The organism is Enterococcus ratti (assembly GCF_001886195.1).
Taxonomy (GTDB): Bacteria; Bacillota; Bacilli; order Lactobacillales; family Enterococcaceae; genus Enterococcus_B; species Enterococcus_B ratti.
Genome location: NZ_JXLB01000003.1, coordinates 12,195 through 28,578 on the forward strand (window position 1 = coordinate 12,195; position 16,384 = coordinate 28,578).

At 35.3% G+C, this 16,384-nt stretch carries 12 protein-coding genes; 2 read left to right on the forward strand and 10 right to left on the reverse strand.

Annotation, left to right across the window (positions count from 1 at the left end; genetic code table 11):
- Positions 1-166 precede the first annotated feature (166 nt).
- From acpP to RV14_RS01695, 5 genes are all read right to left on the reverse strand, one after another.
- On the reverse strand, positions 167-409 hold the full coding sequence (gene acpP, locus RV14_RS01675) for an acyl carrier protein (protein ID WP_071854620.1): 243 nt from the start codon (positions 407-409) through the stop codon (positions 167-169).
- A 127-nt stretch (positions 410-536) separates the two neighbouring features.
- Positions 537-1,529: a phosphate acyltransferase PlsX gene (plsX, locus tag RV14_RS01680; RefSeq protein ID WP_071854621.1), complete on the reverse strand. Its 993-nt coding sequence runs from the start codon at positions 1,527-1,529 to the stop codon at positions 537-539.
- 47 nt (positions 1,530-1,576) lie between these two features.
- The gene (gene recG / locus RV14_RS01685) at positions 1,577-3,613 is read right to left on the reverse strand and encodes an ATP-dependent DNA helicase RecG (protein ID WP_071854622.1); all 2,037 of its coding nucleotides are present in this window, start codon (positions 3,611-3,613) and stop codon (positions 1,577-1,579) included.
- Positions 3,614-4,022: 409 nt separating this feature from the next.
- On the reverse strand, positions 4,023-5,705 hold the full coding sequence (locus RV14_RS01690; RefSeq protein ID WP_071854623.1) for a DAK2 domain-containing protein: 1,683 nt from the start codon (positions 5,703-5,705) through the stop codon (positions 4,023-4,025).
- A 51-nt stretch (positions 5,706-5,756) separates the two neighbouring features.
- Positions 5,757-6,119 carry an Asp23/Gls24 family envelope stress response protein gene (locus RV14_RS01695; RefSeq protein WP_071854624.1) on the reverse strand — a complete coding sequence of 121 codons (363 nt, stop codon included), beginning with the start codon at positions 6,117-6,119 and terminating at the stop codon, positions 5,757-5,759.
- Between the two features lie 270 nt (positions 6,120-6,389).
- Here RV14_RS01695 and rpmB point away from each other — a divergent pair, with 270 nt between their 5' ends.
- Together rpmB and RV14_RS01705 are read left to right on the forward strand one after the other, a co-directional pair.
- Entirely contained in the window at positions 6,390-6,578 is a 189-nt protein-coding gene (rpmB, locus tag RV14_RS01700; RefSeq protein WP_010750781.1) for a 50S ribosomal protein L28, read from the forward strand.
- 344 nt (positions 6,579-6,922) lie between these two features.
- Positions 6,923-9,547, forward strand: coding sequence for a YfhO family protein (locus tag RV14_RS01705; protein ID WP_071854625.1), 2,625 nt, complete (start codon positions 6,923-6,925; stop codon positions 9,545-9,547).
- 115 nt (positions 9,548-9,662) lie between these two features.
- Here RV14_RS01705 and RV14_RS01710 read toward each other — a convergent pair whose 3' ends face one another.
- The 5 genes from RV14_RS01710 to RV14_RS01730 all read right to left on the reverse strand — a co-directional run bounded on the left by RV14_RS01710 (position 9,663) and on the right by RV14_RS01730 (position 16,309).
- The gene (locus tag RV14_RS01710) at positions 9,663-12,782 is read right to left on the reverse strand and encodes a hypothetical protein (RefSeq protein ID WP_071854626.1); all 3,120 of its coding nucleotides are present in this window, start codon (positions 12,780-12,782) and stop codon (positions 9,663-9,665) included.
- Positions 12,783-13,069: 287 nt separating this feature from the next.
- The gene (truA, locus tag RV14_RS01715) at positions 13,070-13,822 is read right to left on the reverse strand and encodes a tRNA pseudouridine(38-40) synthase TruA (RefSeq protein WP_071854627.1); all 753 of its coding nucleotides are present in this window, start codon (positions 13,820-13,822) and stop codon (positions 13,070-13,072) included.
- Positions 13,823-13,837: 15 nt separating this feature from the next.
- Positions 13,838-14,635, reverse strand: coding sequence for an energy-coupling factor transporter transmembrane component T family protein (locus RV14_RS01720; RefSeq protein WP_071854628.1), 798 nt, complete (start codon positions 14,633-14,635; stop codon positions 13,838-13,840).
- On the reverse strand, positions 14,625-15,494 hold the full coding sequence (locus RV14_RS01725; protein WP_071854741.1) for an energy-coupling factor ABC transporter ATP-binding protein: 870 nt from the start codon (positions 15,492-15,494) through the stop codon (positions 14,625-14,627). Before RV14_RS01725 ends, RV14_RS01720 begins: the two co-directional genes overlap by 11 nt.
- Entirely contained in the window at positions 15,470-16,309 is an 840-nt protein-coding gene (locus tag RV14_RS01730) for an energy-coupling factor ABC transporter ATP-binding protein (RefSeq protein WP_071854629.1), read from the reverse strand. The genes RV14_RS01725 and RV14_RS01730 overlap by 25 nt, the downstream gene beginning before the upstream one ends.
- Positions 16,310-16,384: the final 75 nt, after the last annotated feature.

Consider the following 16,384-nt stretch of genomic DNA (forward strand, 5'->3'; position numbering starts at 1 on the left):
ATATTATTAATAATTATATATAAAACTTTTTTACAATGCAAGATAATTTCAAATTGTTGCCAGAATTATCAGAAAAATCTATCAAGAAATAGATAAACTCCTACAAAGATTAAACAAAAAGTGAGTAAAGACTGAATCAGTCTTTACTCACTTTTTATTCTAATTGCTAGCTAAGATGACTACTAATATAATCCACTGCGCCTCCGACTGTTTCAATTCGTTCGGCATCTTCATCAGAAATTTCTGTACCAAATTCATCTTCAAGTTCCAAAACAAATTCCATGATACTGATTGAATCAGCCTTTAAGTCATCCTTGATATTTAATTCATCAGTTACTTTATCCGCATCAATTTCAAAATGATTTGAAATGATTTTTGCTACTTTGTTAAATACTTCTTCACGCGACAATGTTTTCACCTCCAACAATGTCAAATTGCCGTTTTCCTTCACCACAGCTAATTTTACTTACATTTTCAAAAATTGTCTACCTTTTTTTCATCCCTTCTTTTATCGCTAAACAAAAAAATTATTCTGTCTATTTTTCAAATTGTTCAACCAGCTGTCCGATCACATTTGTTTCAAGCATCGTATGGATTTGTCTGATCGTATGTCTCACTGCATCCGGTCCCGTTGCTCCATGGGTTTTAATTACTGGTGCCTTTAAGCCAAAGAGAACTGCGCCCCCGTGTTTTGAATAATCCATTTCTGTCTTCAATGAACGCAAGCCATCTTTTAACAACATAGCCCCCATTTTTCCTTTAAATCCCTCATTTAAAATAGCTGATTTCAAAAGCTCCATCAAGTTCATGGCGGTTCCTTCAATTGATTTTAAAACGGCATTTCCAGTAAAACCATCAGTTACCACCACATCAGCTACACCATTTAATAATTCTCTCGCCTCAACATTCCCAATAAAATTCAAACTCGTTTCATTTTGCAATAATTCAAATGCTTTTTTTGTTAGTTCACTTCCTTTGGTTTCTTCTGTTCCATTATTCAACAAAGCCACACGAGGTCGACCAATTCCACGTACTTTTCTTGCATAGAACGAACCTAAAATACCATATTGCAGCAAATGTTCCGGTTTGTTTTCGGCATTTGCACCTAAATCAAGCATATCAAAACCTGCATTTGTTTTACCTATAACAGGTAGCGTAGACATTAACCCCGGGCGTTCAATGTTTTTAATACGCCCGACAATAAATAAACCTGCTGCTAATAGTGCTCCTGTGTTGCCGGCCGAAAATACAGCATCAGCTTCGCCATTTTTTACTGCTTGTGCAGCCAACACCATCGAAGCATTCTTTTTGCGACGAATCGCTCTTACAGGTTCATCATCGCTGTTGATTTTTTCATCTGTGTGAACAATTGTGAAATTATTTTGGACTGTTAAATATTTCTTGATCTCTGATTCTTTACCATAAAGGATAAATTCCACATCTGGAAAATCTTTTTGTGCTAAAGACACACCTTCTACAATTGCTTGTGGAGCATGATCTCCGCCCATTGCATCTACGGCAATTTTCATTATTTCCACTCCTTTTTTATCATCACTGTAAAGTATAGCATAGTCTGCTAATCAAAATAACGACTATCTTTATTTTCTGTCTGCAAGCTCCTAGCTAATATCTGATATTCAGGTAATATCTGCCAATTTTTAATTTGCCAAACTTTCCGCGCTTCTTCCCGTGCAACTTCTAAGACATTTCCATCCGTCACAAGATCGGCAATTGCAAACTGCGGCAAGCCGGATTGACGAAACCCAAACACTTCACCGGGACCACGTAATTCTAAATCTTTCTCGCTTAAAACAAACCCGTTATTTGTCTTCGTCATGATTTTCATTCGCTCCACTCCCAATTCATTTTTAGGATTGGCTACTAATACACAATAAGATGCATCACTTCCCCGTCCCACGCGTCCGCGTAATTGGTGCAACTGTGCTAATCCAAAGCGGTCGGCATCCATAATCAGCATCACTGTAGCATTAGGAACATTTACCCCCACTTCAATCACCGTTGTTGAAACCAAAATCTGCATCTTATTTTCTTTAAAATTTTCCATAATTGCTTCTTTTTCTTGGTTTCTCATTTTTCCATGCAACAACCCTACCTCATACTGAGGTGCAAAAAGCGTACTTAATTTTTCATAAATTTCAACAGCATTTTTGACATCCAAAGCTTCTGATTCTTCAATTAGCGGACAAATAACATACATTTGATGTCCGGCCGCTAATTCTTTTTTTGTCCAATCTAATACATTATTTAATTGAGGCGTCCGTACCCATCTAGTTTCAATTGGAATACGTCCAGCTGGAAGTTCATCAATAATTGAAACATCCATTTCTCCATATGCTGTAATAGCTAAAGTCCGAGGAATAGGCGTAGCCGTCATAAATAAAACATCTGGACGCCAGCCTTTTTCTCGAAGTACTTTCCGCTGGTTGACACCAAACCGATGTTGCTCATCAGTAATAACTAACCCTAAATTTTGAAATGCAACTCCTTCTTGAATCAAAGCGTGAGTGCCAATAGCAATATCTATTTCCCCTTGTTCTAACATTTCAAGTAGTTCTCTGCGTTCTTTAGCCTTTGTAGCCCCCGTTAAAAGAGCAATTCTTACTTCTTGAGGATCAAACAAAGATTGAAGACTTTCCATGTGCTGCTGTGCTAAAATTTCAGTTGGTACCATTAAAGCACCTTGAAAACCAGCAGTAAACGTTGCGTATAAAGCGATCGCTGCCACAATCGTTTTGCCACTTCCTACATCACCTTGCAAAAGACGCTGCATGTGATGCGGATTTCTTAAATCACGACAGATTTCATTCGTTACTTTCTTTTGAGCATCGGTTAATTCAAAAGGCAGTTGTTGAATAAAGTGCTTTAATCGCTGAACGTCATATAAAATTTCAAGTCCGTTTATTTCTGCTTTTTCTGATTCTTTCAGTCCTTGCAACTGCATTTGAAATAAAAAAAACTCTTCAAAAATGATTCTGCGCTTTGCTTGATGGTTTTCTTCATGATTGTTAGGAAAATGCATACTTTTTACCGCTGTTGAACGATCTAACAGACGATATTTATCAACTAAACGAACCGGAAGATTCTCTTCAATCAAACTTCCATATTCCTCAAATCCTCTCCTAATCAAATCCACTAAGGTTGTTTGTCGAATAGATTTATTGACATGATAAATGGGAGAAAAATCATTTAAGGTTTGTGAGCCTAAAATCTTCATGCCGTTTAATGATTTTCGTTTAGCATCCCACTTACCATAAACAGCTATCTCTTCTGATAAAATAATTTTATCTTTTAAATAGGGTTGATTAAAAAACGAGACATTAAATACTGCATGTTCTTGCCTCATGCGAAATTGAATCCGATTTTTCTTATAGCCAAAGCGACTCATTACAGGTGGAGAAACCACGAGACCTTTTAAAGTAACTTTTTCTTGATCTAAAATCTCATTTAAATTTCTTTCTTGAATGTCTTCATACCGAAAAGGATAATATGTCAGTAAATCTTCTATTGTATGTATCCCTAAACTAGCAAGACTGTCTGCTCTTTTTTGCCCCACACCTGCTAACATAGTCACTGGATCACTTAAAGACCTCATCTATTATTAACCTCCTTTGCGTATGGCAATTCATCTTATTAGAAGAACTCTTAAAATACAAAATAAAATAACATGATATTCCTAAGTGAATTCTTTAAAAATCTGTAGAAACAAAAAAATATTTTACTACTATTCCTTTTGCTTAAAGCAGCAAAAAGTGCCTGCTTTCCTAGGTAAATCAACTAAGACTTCGCTCTCGGCAACAAGCCGGAATATCCGAAAATTATTTATAAATTTTCAGGATATTCCGGCTAATTACTCCTATGATGCTTTATCGTAGTTTTTTCTTCATTTAGTACTTTGAACGACAAAGCACTTAGGACGATAATAAAAACTCCCCTTGATCTACCAAGTAGTAACTCCATTTTATTTCTCCCATAAATACTTAAAAACAAAAAATATTTTGTCTTTACTCTGCCGAGAATAGATAAGGATAAACCGGTTGATCGCCTTGATGAATCTCAATTTCTAAATCTGGGTAGTATTCCACTAATTTAGATGACAGCTTCTCAGCTTGACTAATTGAACCACCTTCACCTACCAAAATGGTAACAATTTCTGTATCTTCAGTCACCATTTTTTTCAAAGTAACCAATGAAGCAACAATAATATCTGGATGAGAGACGATAATTTTACCATCAATCATTCCTAAGAAGTCTCCTTCAACGATCTTCACACCATCAATCGTCGTATCACGAATCGCATGTGTTACTTGACCACTAATGACGCTTGCAAGCATTTCCGTCATAGTTTCTTTGTTTTCCTCTAAAGAAACTTGGTCGTTAAACGAAAGCATAGCTGTTAGTCCTTGAGAAATCGTTCTTGATGGTACAACAGCTACCGGAATATCGGCTACTTCTGCTGCTTGATCTGCTGCCATAAAAATGTTTTTATTATTTGGTAATACAATCACTCGTTCCGCATTTACTTCTTGGATGGCTTTCACAATTTCTTCTGTACTTGGATTCATAGTTTGCCCACCACTGATTACATAGTTCGCTCCTAAGCTTTCAAATAATTGTTGCACGCCTTTGCCAGCCGCAATCGCTACAATACCGTAAGGAACACGTGTAGTTTTACGTAGTGCTACATCTTGTGTTTTTTCATCATGTTCTAAAATCGTTTCATGCTGAAGACGCATGTTATCTACTTTAACTTTAATTAAAGAGCCAAATCTTTGACCATAATTCAATACCTCTCCGGGACTTTCTGTATGAACATGAACTTTGATGATTTCATCGTCATTTACTACTAATAGGGAATCCCCCAACCCATTTAAATAGTTACGGAACTCTTCATAGTCAAATGAACGATCAACTGTCGGCCCTTCTCCAATTTTTACCATAATTTCTGTACAATATCCATAATGGATATCTTCCGTCGCTAATTGGCCTTGCACGCTTCGATGATGCTCAGCATTAACCATTTCATCCATTTCTGCTGGAGATGGCTCATAGACTCCTTCCATTTGAAACTCGCCGTTTAAAGCACTTAAAAAGCCTTCGTATACAAATAACAGACCTTGCCCTCCGCTATCTACGACACCTACTTCTTTTAATACAGGCAGCAATTCAGGGGTTTTAGCTAAAGCACGGCGGCCACCTTTTACAACAGCCTCCATCACTTCTACAACATTATCCGTCGTCTTAGCTTTCTTCTCTCCCGCTTTTGCAGCCTCTCGAGCAACAGTTAGAATCGTTCCTTCCACCGGCTTCATTACTGCTTTATAGGCTGTTTCTACTCCATGCGTAAACGCTGCAGCTAAATCTACAGCATTTAATACTCGCACATTGGGGATTTGTTTTGAAAAGCCTCGAAACAACTGTGATAAAATGACACCGGAATTTCCTCTAGCCCCCATCAACAAACCTTTAGACAACATTGCGGCTAATTCGCCTACTTTTTCAGAAGTAGCGTCGGCAACCGCTTTAGCTCCACTTGTCATTGATAAATTCATATTTGTTCCTGTATCACCATCAGGAACTGGAAATACATTTAACGAATTGACGTACTCTGCATTTATTTGCAGACGCTTCATGCCTGCCTGAACCATTTCCTGGAATTGGCTTGCATTGATTTCTGTTACATTCACCTAGATAATCCTCCTTCAGATTGACTGCTGAACAACCAGCAAGCCTTCTGCCTAATCTGGCAGCACGCGAACACCTTGTACAAAAACATTAACAGAATTGGCCGTAACACCTAGCAATGTTTCCAAATTGTATTTTACTTTTTCTTGAACATTGCGAGAAACTTCTGAGATTTTTGTTCCATAACTAATAATCGTATAAACATCCACTGCCACGCCATTTGCTTCTTGACGAACCACTACTCCTCGAGAGTAATTTTCTTTACGCAAAATTTCAGTAATATTATCTTTTATTTGATTTTTGCTGGCCATTCCTACAACACCGAACACGTCTGTTGCAGCGCCACCAACAACTGTTGCGATCACATCATTGGTAATTTCAATGGTTCCAGCTGACGTTTGAATTTTTACAGCCATGAATGAGCCTCCTTAACGAGCAAAATATACCCATTTTTCTTCTATCATATTTTATCATAGCGTTACTTGAATGAAAAGGTAGTTACCTTAAAGTACCAAAAAACTACTGTTAAATTTAGAATCAACTCTGTATAATTTATAATTATTCCTGAGGATTGTCAATTTCGTCACAGAAAATACACTTGCAAATTAATAGGCTATATGATATGTTAGTCTGGTATGAGCTTAATTATTCTATTGCTCCAAATCAAGGCAAAGGAGGAAATTTACATGGCAAAAGTTTGTTACTTTACAGGTCGTAAAACAAAAAGTGGCAACAATCGTTCACACGCAATGAACTCAACAAAACGTACTGTTAAACCCAACTTACAAAAAGTTCGCGTTATGATCGACGGAAAACCTAAAAAAGTTTGGGTGTCAACTCGTGCTTTGAAATCAGGAAAAGTTGAACGCGTCTAATTGAATGAATTTTAGAACCGTTCATGTACTGAACGGTTTTTATTTTTATAAGAGAGACTGAGACAGAAGTAATTAACGCCAAGAAATAAGTCGAAATTTACGAAAATGATTCATCCGTTTTTTGTAAATTTCGGCTTATTTTTTAAAGAGGTATTTTTTGCCCCCATCATTACTTTCAACCGAAAAAAACTATTTTTCTCTTATTTTTTCTCTCTTCTCATTTAAAGCATGAAAAAAGCTTGTTTAATTTTTACAAAAAGCTAAAGTCTTTTCATGTAGATAAAAATATGAATATGATACACTAAAAGTATCTTTATATTCATAGAAATTTGGTGAACGAAACAATGAAAACAACATTCAAACTTTTTTTAAAAGAAAATGGCCGGTATGCCCTCGCTAGTTTTCTCATTCCTCTTTTAATACTGACATGCGTTTATTTGAGCATTGGAATTTATCCGGGAAGCAGTCGAAGTATACTTGCTAGTGATGCTTTTTCACAATTTTCAAATTTCCATGCAAGTTTTCGCAATATGCTATTAGGAAAACAAAGTATTTTTTATACTTGGAATGCTTCTTTAGGATTAAATTATTTATCTTTGATTTCTTATTATCTGGGCGGACTCTTTACCCCACTTGTTCTTTTATTTCCAAACGAGATGATGCCTGATGCTTTATATTTTTTAACTTTGCTTAAAGTAGGCGGTGCAGGGTTATCCTTTTGGTTCCTCGCACGAACTTATAAAATTCCTAATTGGGGACAAGTTGCTCTAAGTGTAAGCTATGCTTCTATTTCATTTATTACAGCACATTCAGAAATCATTATGTGGCTAGATGCATTTATTTATCTTCCACTTGTATTCTTAGGAATCCATCGTGTCATGGAATATAAACGACCAACATTATTGTTTATTAGTTATTTGTTATTATTCCTATCAAGTTTTTATATGGGCTTTATGATCGGTGTATTTTCTTTCCTTTATTTTATTGCAAGACTCTTAACAAATTGGTCTACTTATAAAAAATCCATTCTTCCTTACGGGATCACTTCAGTATTAGCTGGTGGCGCTTCGATGATCATTATTCTCCCAGCAGTCCTTGATCTTCGGTCAAATGGTGAAGCATTGACGCAAATCACTACACTAAAAACAGAAGCAACTTCTTATTTAGATATTTTGATGAAAAATATGATCGGCGTGTACGACACAACAAAATATGGTTCGATACCATTTATCTATGCCGGCTTATTCCCATTAGTTTTATGTCTTTTTTATTTTGTTAGCCGAAAAATTAAATTGAAGAATAAACTTTTATTTGGCAGTCTATTTGTTGTATTGATTGCTAGTTTTTATCTCGTTCCACTCAATCTTTTTTGGCACGGTATGCATGCACCAAATATGTTTTTGTTCCGCTACTCTTATTTATTTTCTTTTTTAGTTCTTTTATTAGCAGCAAAAGGTTGGGAACAATTCACGAAGGAAGACCAAGGAACACTCCTCAGCATAATTATCATTTTAGCAGCTATTTTTGCTATGGCATGGGGATTTAAAGATGACAATAGCTATACGTATCTCACAACCACCTCTTTTGTTTTAACGATTGTTTTCTTAGGACTCTATGCTTTGACTATTGGCTTTTATCAACAGCAAAAACAACCGTTTAAACATCTCAGCATATTATTATTGCTACTTATGACAGCAGAAGCAAGTATTAATACAAATAGCATGATCCATGGAATTTTAGATGATTGGAATTACGCTTCCCGAAGTTTGTATACCAATCCGTCTCCAGCAATAAAAATGCTAGTAGATAAAACCAAACAAGAATCAGATACTTTTTATCGTTTAGAAAATCTAGATCCTATTTCACCTAACGACTCCATCAATTACGGTTATAGCGGCATAAGTTTGTTCTCCTCAATTAGAAATCGAAATTCTTCTTCCTATCTCAATACATTAGGCTTTCGCTCACGAGGAACCAACCTTAACATTCGCTACGCCAATAATACATTGCTGATGGATGGATTTACCGGTATAAAATACAATATCGCTAAAAATGACAGCACTTTTAGTAAATATGGCTTTGTAAAAGAAGATCAAAGCGGCGATTACACACTTTATAAAAATTTAAATGCTTTACCTTTAGCATTTACAGCTCCTACGTCAATCAATGACATCAAACAGCCGCTAACAGATAATTTAACCAGTCAAACTAATTTAATTAACCGTTTATCTGGTTTAAATGAACGATATTTTACTTTCTATACGCCAACATTGAAAAGCCAACAAAATGTAACCGTCAATAAAACAACGACCGGCGTGACGTATACAGAAACTGTAAATAATCTATCCAAAACGTTAACTTGGGAAGTCCATGTTCCTGCCAATACGCAAGCTTATTTAAGTCTATTTCCTACTAACTACGCACAGTTAGAAAGTTCAACCGCAACCATTACCGTTAACGGTAAATCACGCACAACACAAATCAATATCTCCGGACAATATTACGACCTAGGATATTATCCACAAGACACAACAGTCACATTCACTGCAAGTTTTTATGGAACTAAAGAAGTAAGTTTCATGGAACCTAAAGTACTTGGATTAAATGTTGTTGCTTATCAAGCAGCTATAAACCAAATTAAAGAAAATGGGGTAGAAATGCAAACAACCGGAAGAACAGCCACAGGAACTGTCGACACTTCAAAAGAACGAATGTTAGTGACAACGATTCCTTATGACGCTGGATGGACAGCTAAAATTGACGGAAAATCTGTTAAAGTAAAAAATTTCAAAAATGCCTTTTTAATGATCAACGTTCCCGCTGGAAAACATACAATCACTTTCAGTTATTTACCCCAAGGATTTAAAATAGGCGCATTCTTGTTTATTCTTTGTATCGGTCTTTTTTTCATCTATCTCTGGTATTTAAAAAAAGACCCTTTAGCAAATAAAAAATATAAACACAGCTAACAGCGTCCTTTCTTACTAACGGCTAATCAAAAAACGTAAGTCAGCCTAATTTTTAGATAGAAATAAGTATTTCTATCTGCTGAACTTACGTTTTTTATTTTGAATCAGAAAACATTTATAATCCGCGTTCTAGATTTTTTGTTCCATTTTTTATTGGACCTTTGATTTTCTCTTGATTAATTTTTCCCATTTGTTCAAACAACCTAATTTTTTCTTTAACCGATTGTTTTTCTACTTCTGCGTTTTTAGTAAATGACGGCTGTGGAGACAATATTTTTTCTAATTTACGTTTTGGTGTTGACTTTAATATCATTTCTGGATTAACGATTGGCATTGATGAAATTTCTGGTTTTACTACTGATTTTCTCTTTGTTTCTATTATCAGATCTGACGAAACTTTCGCCTTTTCTATCACATTAACAATAACAGGTTCATTTATTTCTGGTTGTTTAGAAAAACGCGGAGGCACTTTTAACTCCTTTGTGAAATCTTGTTTTTGTAACTGAGATGCTTTTAGTTGTTTCTTAATAGACGCAATCTCTTCTTTCGGTATTTTTTGCACTATTTTTTCAAGTTCACTCCGTAAATATTTCACACTATCGATGTTCTTTTCTCTTTTTAAAACACATTTATCAAATTTTTCATATTTCAATGAAATGTTTTCAATTGCTGTCAATGCTTCATCAGAAATGTTCTTTCTATTTATGTTATTATGAAGATATTCTCTTCTCTTAACAAAGAACTTCTCCATATTTTTTATTCTTTTTTCAACTAATTTTTCACCTGTATATTTATTTTCTCTAATTAATTTATCATCTTTTACAAGGGCCTCCACACATAGTCGGTTTATATAAGATAAAAGTTCTCTTCTCTCACTCAATTCTTGTACTTTTGATGCAATTGCCAATGCTGTTTCTTGGTTAGAATCTACCGTTTTACTTTCTACCGTTTCTCCAGCAATTTGTGGATTTTCTAAACCATTCTGTTCTGCTAGTCGCTTTTCGCTCTCTTTATATTGTGGCGAAATCCCCTTTGCTTGCTGTTGTTCTTTGCGAGCTCTAATTTCTTGCACTTTTAACTTCATTTCCGATAAAAAATCTACTTCTAAGGTAGAACCTGCCCTTTTACTTTCTACCGTTTCTCCAGCAATTTGTGGATTTTCTAAACCATTCTGTTCTGCTAGTCGCTTTTCGCTCTCTTTATATTGTGGCGAAATCCCCTTTGCTTGCTGTTGTTCTTTGCGAGCTCTAATTTCTTGCACTTTTAACTTCATTTCCGATAAAAAATCTACTTCTAAGGTAGAACCTGCCCTTTTACTTTCTACCGTTTCTCCAGCAATTTGTGGATTTTCTAAACCATTCTGTTCTGCTAGTCGCTTTTCGCTCTCTTTATATTGTGGCGAAATCCCCTTTGCTGACTGTTGTTCTTTGCGAGCTCTAAATTCTTGCGCTTTTAATGCGATTGCTGACGCCAATGTTGTTTCCTGTGTAGAATCTACCATTTTATTTTCAATCGTTGTTTCAATAACTTGTGGATTTTCTAAACTATTCTGATCTTGTAAATTTTCCCACCTACTTTTATCCGTTAGCGGTATTTCAACCCCATTTCTATCACTCTCTTTATAATGGCCATTGTTATTTACTTCTTTCACTGGTTCTTCAAGCTCAATCCGAAAACTTTCCATTTTGTCAGAGTTCGGATTTTCTTTATCAAAAAGCCCATCAAATTTTTTGGATTTCTCCAAGTCAATTGTTTTTTGAATTTTATTTTCCAAATTTTTTATAGCATCTTTATTCACAGCATCGGCGGGTTGTTCAAAGTTATTCTCACTCAGGTCAGGCATTTTAATGTCATCATCAAATGAAAAATAGTGAATATCTTTAGAATCTAAGGAACTCTTCGAGGAATCCTTTATATTAAATTTTTTCTGAACTTCATCACTTAATTTTTTTAATGTATTACTATCACCTAATTGCTTATAATCATATCCTGTGTCTAAAGCATGTAACTTCGCTTCCATCTGAAGAGCCTTTCCTATTTCTGAAATTAATACTTTAGTATGCTCATGTACGCTATTCCAATCTTTCTTTTTATCAAATTTTTTTAAGTTAGCATACATAAGCCGAATAGATTCTTTGTTACTCTTAACTTCATCTTTCAACTCCGCCTTTTTTACTGGATTTTTTTTCAGTATACGGTCTTCGCCATTTCTTAACACCGTTGATACTTCTTTGCGAAACTCATTCAGTTGCTGCTTAGGTTCTATTCCAAGTCTTGAAACATATTTTTGACAAAATTCATCCATATCAATATTACTTATTTTTTTAAATGCTTTTCTGGTAGCTAATTGGTGCCGAGCCTCAAACCACTGATTTAAATTTTTCGCAAATTCCTCCGTATCTGTTTTTCCTTCATTAGAATCTTTTATGATTTTATTGCTTAAATTTTTCTTAAGTTGCCTCAATTCCTTCTCTGATTTCCCAAAAAAATTCATTTCTGATACTTGTAGCTTACCCTGATCCACTTCATCTTTAGCTGAACGAGTCAATAAAGCTTTAAGATCCCACTTATTAAGTCCTAATTTTGTCAAAGTTTTACTTCTATCCACATTGTAATAATCATATTTTTCAAAATAATGAAGGGCTCCTTGGTCCATAAGATTATTTAACTGTTCATCCAACACCTTAGCAAATTCCTTTTCAGTTTCCGGTTCTTCCTGATCCTCAAAAAGATATTCTGGTTCTTCCTGATTCTTAGAAAGATGTTGCGGATCTGCCTGATAAGAATTCATTTTCTTATATAGAGCGAGTAATTCTTTTTTCTTTTCTTTTGAAGGAATTTCCGGATACTTTAACGTATCTGGATTTCTCACTCTTCTTTTCATTAACTCTTCAATATCTTCTCTCATCTTTATATAGGTTTTTGAATACTTTTCCGAATAATCCATATGCTTTGTTCGATAAAAATCAATCACATCAAATCCAAAAACTTTTTTAAGTTTATCTTTCACCGTTAAATAATGCAATATACTATGTAACTCTTGTAAATCTTCTTGCGCTTGTTTCGTATGAATTTTATTTTCCTTAAATGCCTTAGTGATTCGACCATTTAATTCATTTTTTCTTTTTCTCAGAACACTTTCTTTTTCTGTTAAATCTCTTAGATACGAAATACGTCGTTCATGCACTACTTCATTTTCATTATTAGGTATATTTTCTAATTGCTTTTCATTCAAATAAGTTCAGCTCCTTTTCATATGTTGACTTAAATTATATATTTAAAAAAAACTATATACGTACCATTTTTTACTTGTCTATAGAATTTATAGATTTTCTATAAACAACTCAATCAAATGCTGCATTCACCCTCTTATCTGCAAACTATTTACTAAATTATGCATAATTTTTCCTAGCAAAAAATAGAAAAATCTTTATTTTGAACAACGTTTAATAACGTTATTCAAAATAAAGGAAGTTTTATCAATAAAATAACTAACTTTTTATTTTCCATTTAAATTCTAATTCATTCACTAGCATAAATGACTTCAAAAAGATACAATCCTTCAGGATGTGCAGTCGGTCCAGCAGCGTTTCGATCTCGTTTTGCAATAATTGTCGGGATACTATCTTCTGGTAATCGACCATTGCCAATTTTCAATAAAGTACCAACCATAATACGAATCATTTTATACAAGAAACCATTTCCACGAAACGTAAATAACAGCTCATCGCCTGTTTGATTTACTTCCATTTTTGCTTCGTAGATGGTTCGAACTTTGTCATCAACTGAACTACCAGAGGCACAAAAAGAAGTAAAATCATGCGTACCTAATAAATCTGGCAATGCTTGTTTGATTTTTTCCAAATCTAGCGGATAAGGAAAATAACTCGCATAGTGTCGTCGAAAGGGGCTTCTAGGCTTTCCAATATCTACTCGAAATTGATAAATTTTTTCTTTCACAAGGTAGCGTGCATGAAAATCTTCTGAAACCATCGTCATTTCTTTCACAGCAATGTCTTCTGGTGATTGCGTGTCTAATGCAAAACGCATACGCTCTAGAGGACGCTTTAGGGGATAATCAAAATGGATGACTTGTCCCAACGCATGCACCCCTGCATCTGTTCTTCCTGAACCAAAAACCGTTATCTCTTTACCATTTGCCATCTTTTGTAATGTTTTTTCAATTTCATCTTGCACCGTTCGACCATTCGGCTGTTTTTGAAAACCATTAAAATTTGTGCCATCATAGGCAATAATTGCTTTATAACGTGTCATATTTTCACCTACTCATCAACTTCTTAAAAAGACCAAAATAATCGTCAATAAAACAAACCCACAGACTGTTAAGGTATCACAATTATGCCAACATAAAATGCGGTATTTTGTCCTTCCTTCCCCGCCTTGGTAACCTCTCGCTTCCATTGCTGTCGCTAAATCTTCTGCTCGATTGAAACTGCTGACAAATAAAGGAATCAGTAAGGGAATGACTGTCTTCATCTTTTGCACCAAATTTCCTTCACCAAAATCTACTCCACGAGCACGTTGCGCATTCATAATTTTCTCAGTTTCATCCATTAAAGTTGGCACAAAACGTAAGGCAATAGATAACATCAATGAGATTTCATGAACTGGAAAGCGCACTACTTTTAAAGGTCGTAATAAATATTCAATAGCATCAGAAAGTTCCAAAGGTGGCGTAGTTAGCGTTAACAACGTCGACATAAAAATGATTAATACGAAACGACAAAAGATGAACACGCCGTTCATCACACCAAATTCCGTGATACTAAAAATTCCCCAGCTCCAATAAACACTGCCGCCACTTGTAAACAACACTTGTAAAGTAACAGTAAACAGAATTAGCCAAAGAAATGGTCGAATCCCTCGAATAAAAAACTTGATGTCCACTTTCGAAAGAAAAACCGAAAAGAATGTAAAAACCGCCAAAAGAGCATATGTCTGCCAATTATTCGCTAAAAAAATAATGCCAATAAAATAGAAACTAGCTAATAATTTTGCTCTAGGGTCCAGTTGATGGATGAATGAACGTCCGGGCATATAACGACCAAAAATCAGCTTATTCATCATAGCCATGACCTCCTACTAGCATAACAATCTTCTCCGCTAATTCTTTAGCAGTAATCGGAAGCTCTGAAAAAAGAGACGCTTGCTTGTTTAATTTTTCGGCAAATTCCGTTGCAGCAGGCACACCTAATTGCTTTTCTTTAAGCCAATTCAGGTTTTGAAAGACATCATGTGGCTGTCCGCTTTTAATAATTCGCCCTTTTTCTAGTACATACACATAATCCGCATAGTTAGCCACATCATCCATTAGATGAGTAACTAGTACGATCGTCATGTGTTGTTCTTTATGCAATCGCCAAAACATCTCCATCATTTCTTTTCTACCTTGTGGATCAAGTCCAGCTGTTGGTTCATCTAATACTAATACTTCAGGTTTCATAGCAAGTACACCCGCAATTGCTACCCGTCGCATCTGGCCTCCAGATAACTCGAAAGGGGAACGGTCTAAATAAGATTCATCTAATCCTACATGAGTCAACGTTTCTTTTGCTAGATTGCGTGCCTCTTCTTCACTAACACCAAAATTCTTTGGTCCAAACGCAATGTCTTTTGCTACCGTTTCCTCAAACAATTGAGCTTCTGGAAATTGAAAAACAATTCCTACTTTTTTACGAATAGGCTTCAAGTTTTTATTACTTGTATCAGACTTAATTTGTCGATCGCCAATATGTACGATCCCATTGGTAGGTTTGATCAATGCGTTCAAATGTTGAAGCAAGGTTGACTTACCACTTCCGGTGTGTCCAACTAAAGCAGTATAACTGTTTTCTTTGATCAGTAAATCAATATCAAATAACGCCCGTTGTTCGAATGGTGTATTTGGCTGATAGGTGAAATCTACTTTTTCAAAACGGATGTCCATATCCACTGCACCATCCCTTCTTCTGTCATGTATTCATTAGGTACTTTAATTCCCCGACGTTTCAACTCATTCTTTAGTTTTTCAGGAAAAGGTAAATCTAGACCTAAAAAAATTAACTCTGATCCAGCAGAAAAAATTTCTTGCGGTGTTCCTTCAGTGACTAACTCTCCTTGTTTCATAACTAAAATGCGATTTGCATTCGCTGCCTCATCAATATCATGTGTAATAGATATCACCGTTAAGTTACTTTCATCTTTAATGGTTTTAATTGTTGAAATAACTTCTTCTCGCCCTTCTGGATCTAGCATACTTGTTGCTTCATCCAAAATGATAATATCTGGACGCAACGCTACGACTCCTGCAATAGCCACACGTTGTTTTTGTCCACCTGACAATCTTGCAGGTTCTCTTTTAGCAAAGTCACTCATACGGACTTTTTCAAGTGCATCTTTTACACGAACGACCATCTCTTCACGAGGAATTCCTTGATTTTCAAGTCCAAAAGCTACATCATCTTCCACCGTTGACCCAACAAACTGATTATCGGGATTTTGAAAAACCATGCCGACCATTCGACGAATTGACCAAATATTTTCTTCATTCAATTGTTGATTTCCCACTTTTACAATACCCGACTCAGGTAGAAGTAACCCATTAATCGTTTTTGCAAGTGTTGATTTCCCTGATCCATTATGTCCGATGATTGCAATCCATTCCCCTTTATTAATGGTGAAAGAAACATCTTTTAGCGCTGGACGAGGGTCATCAGGTTGATATTTATAATTAATCTTTCCTAACTCAATTATTGGCTCCATAATTACTCCTTCTTCATCCTAAAGTTCCTACTAACACTATCAAAAAAAAACTGTTTTTTCAATTGTTTCCGTTTT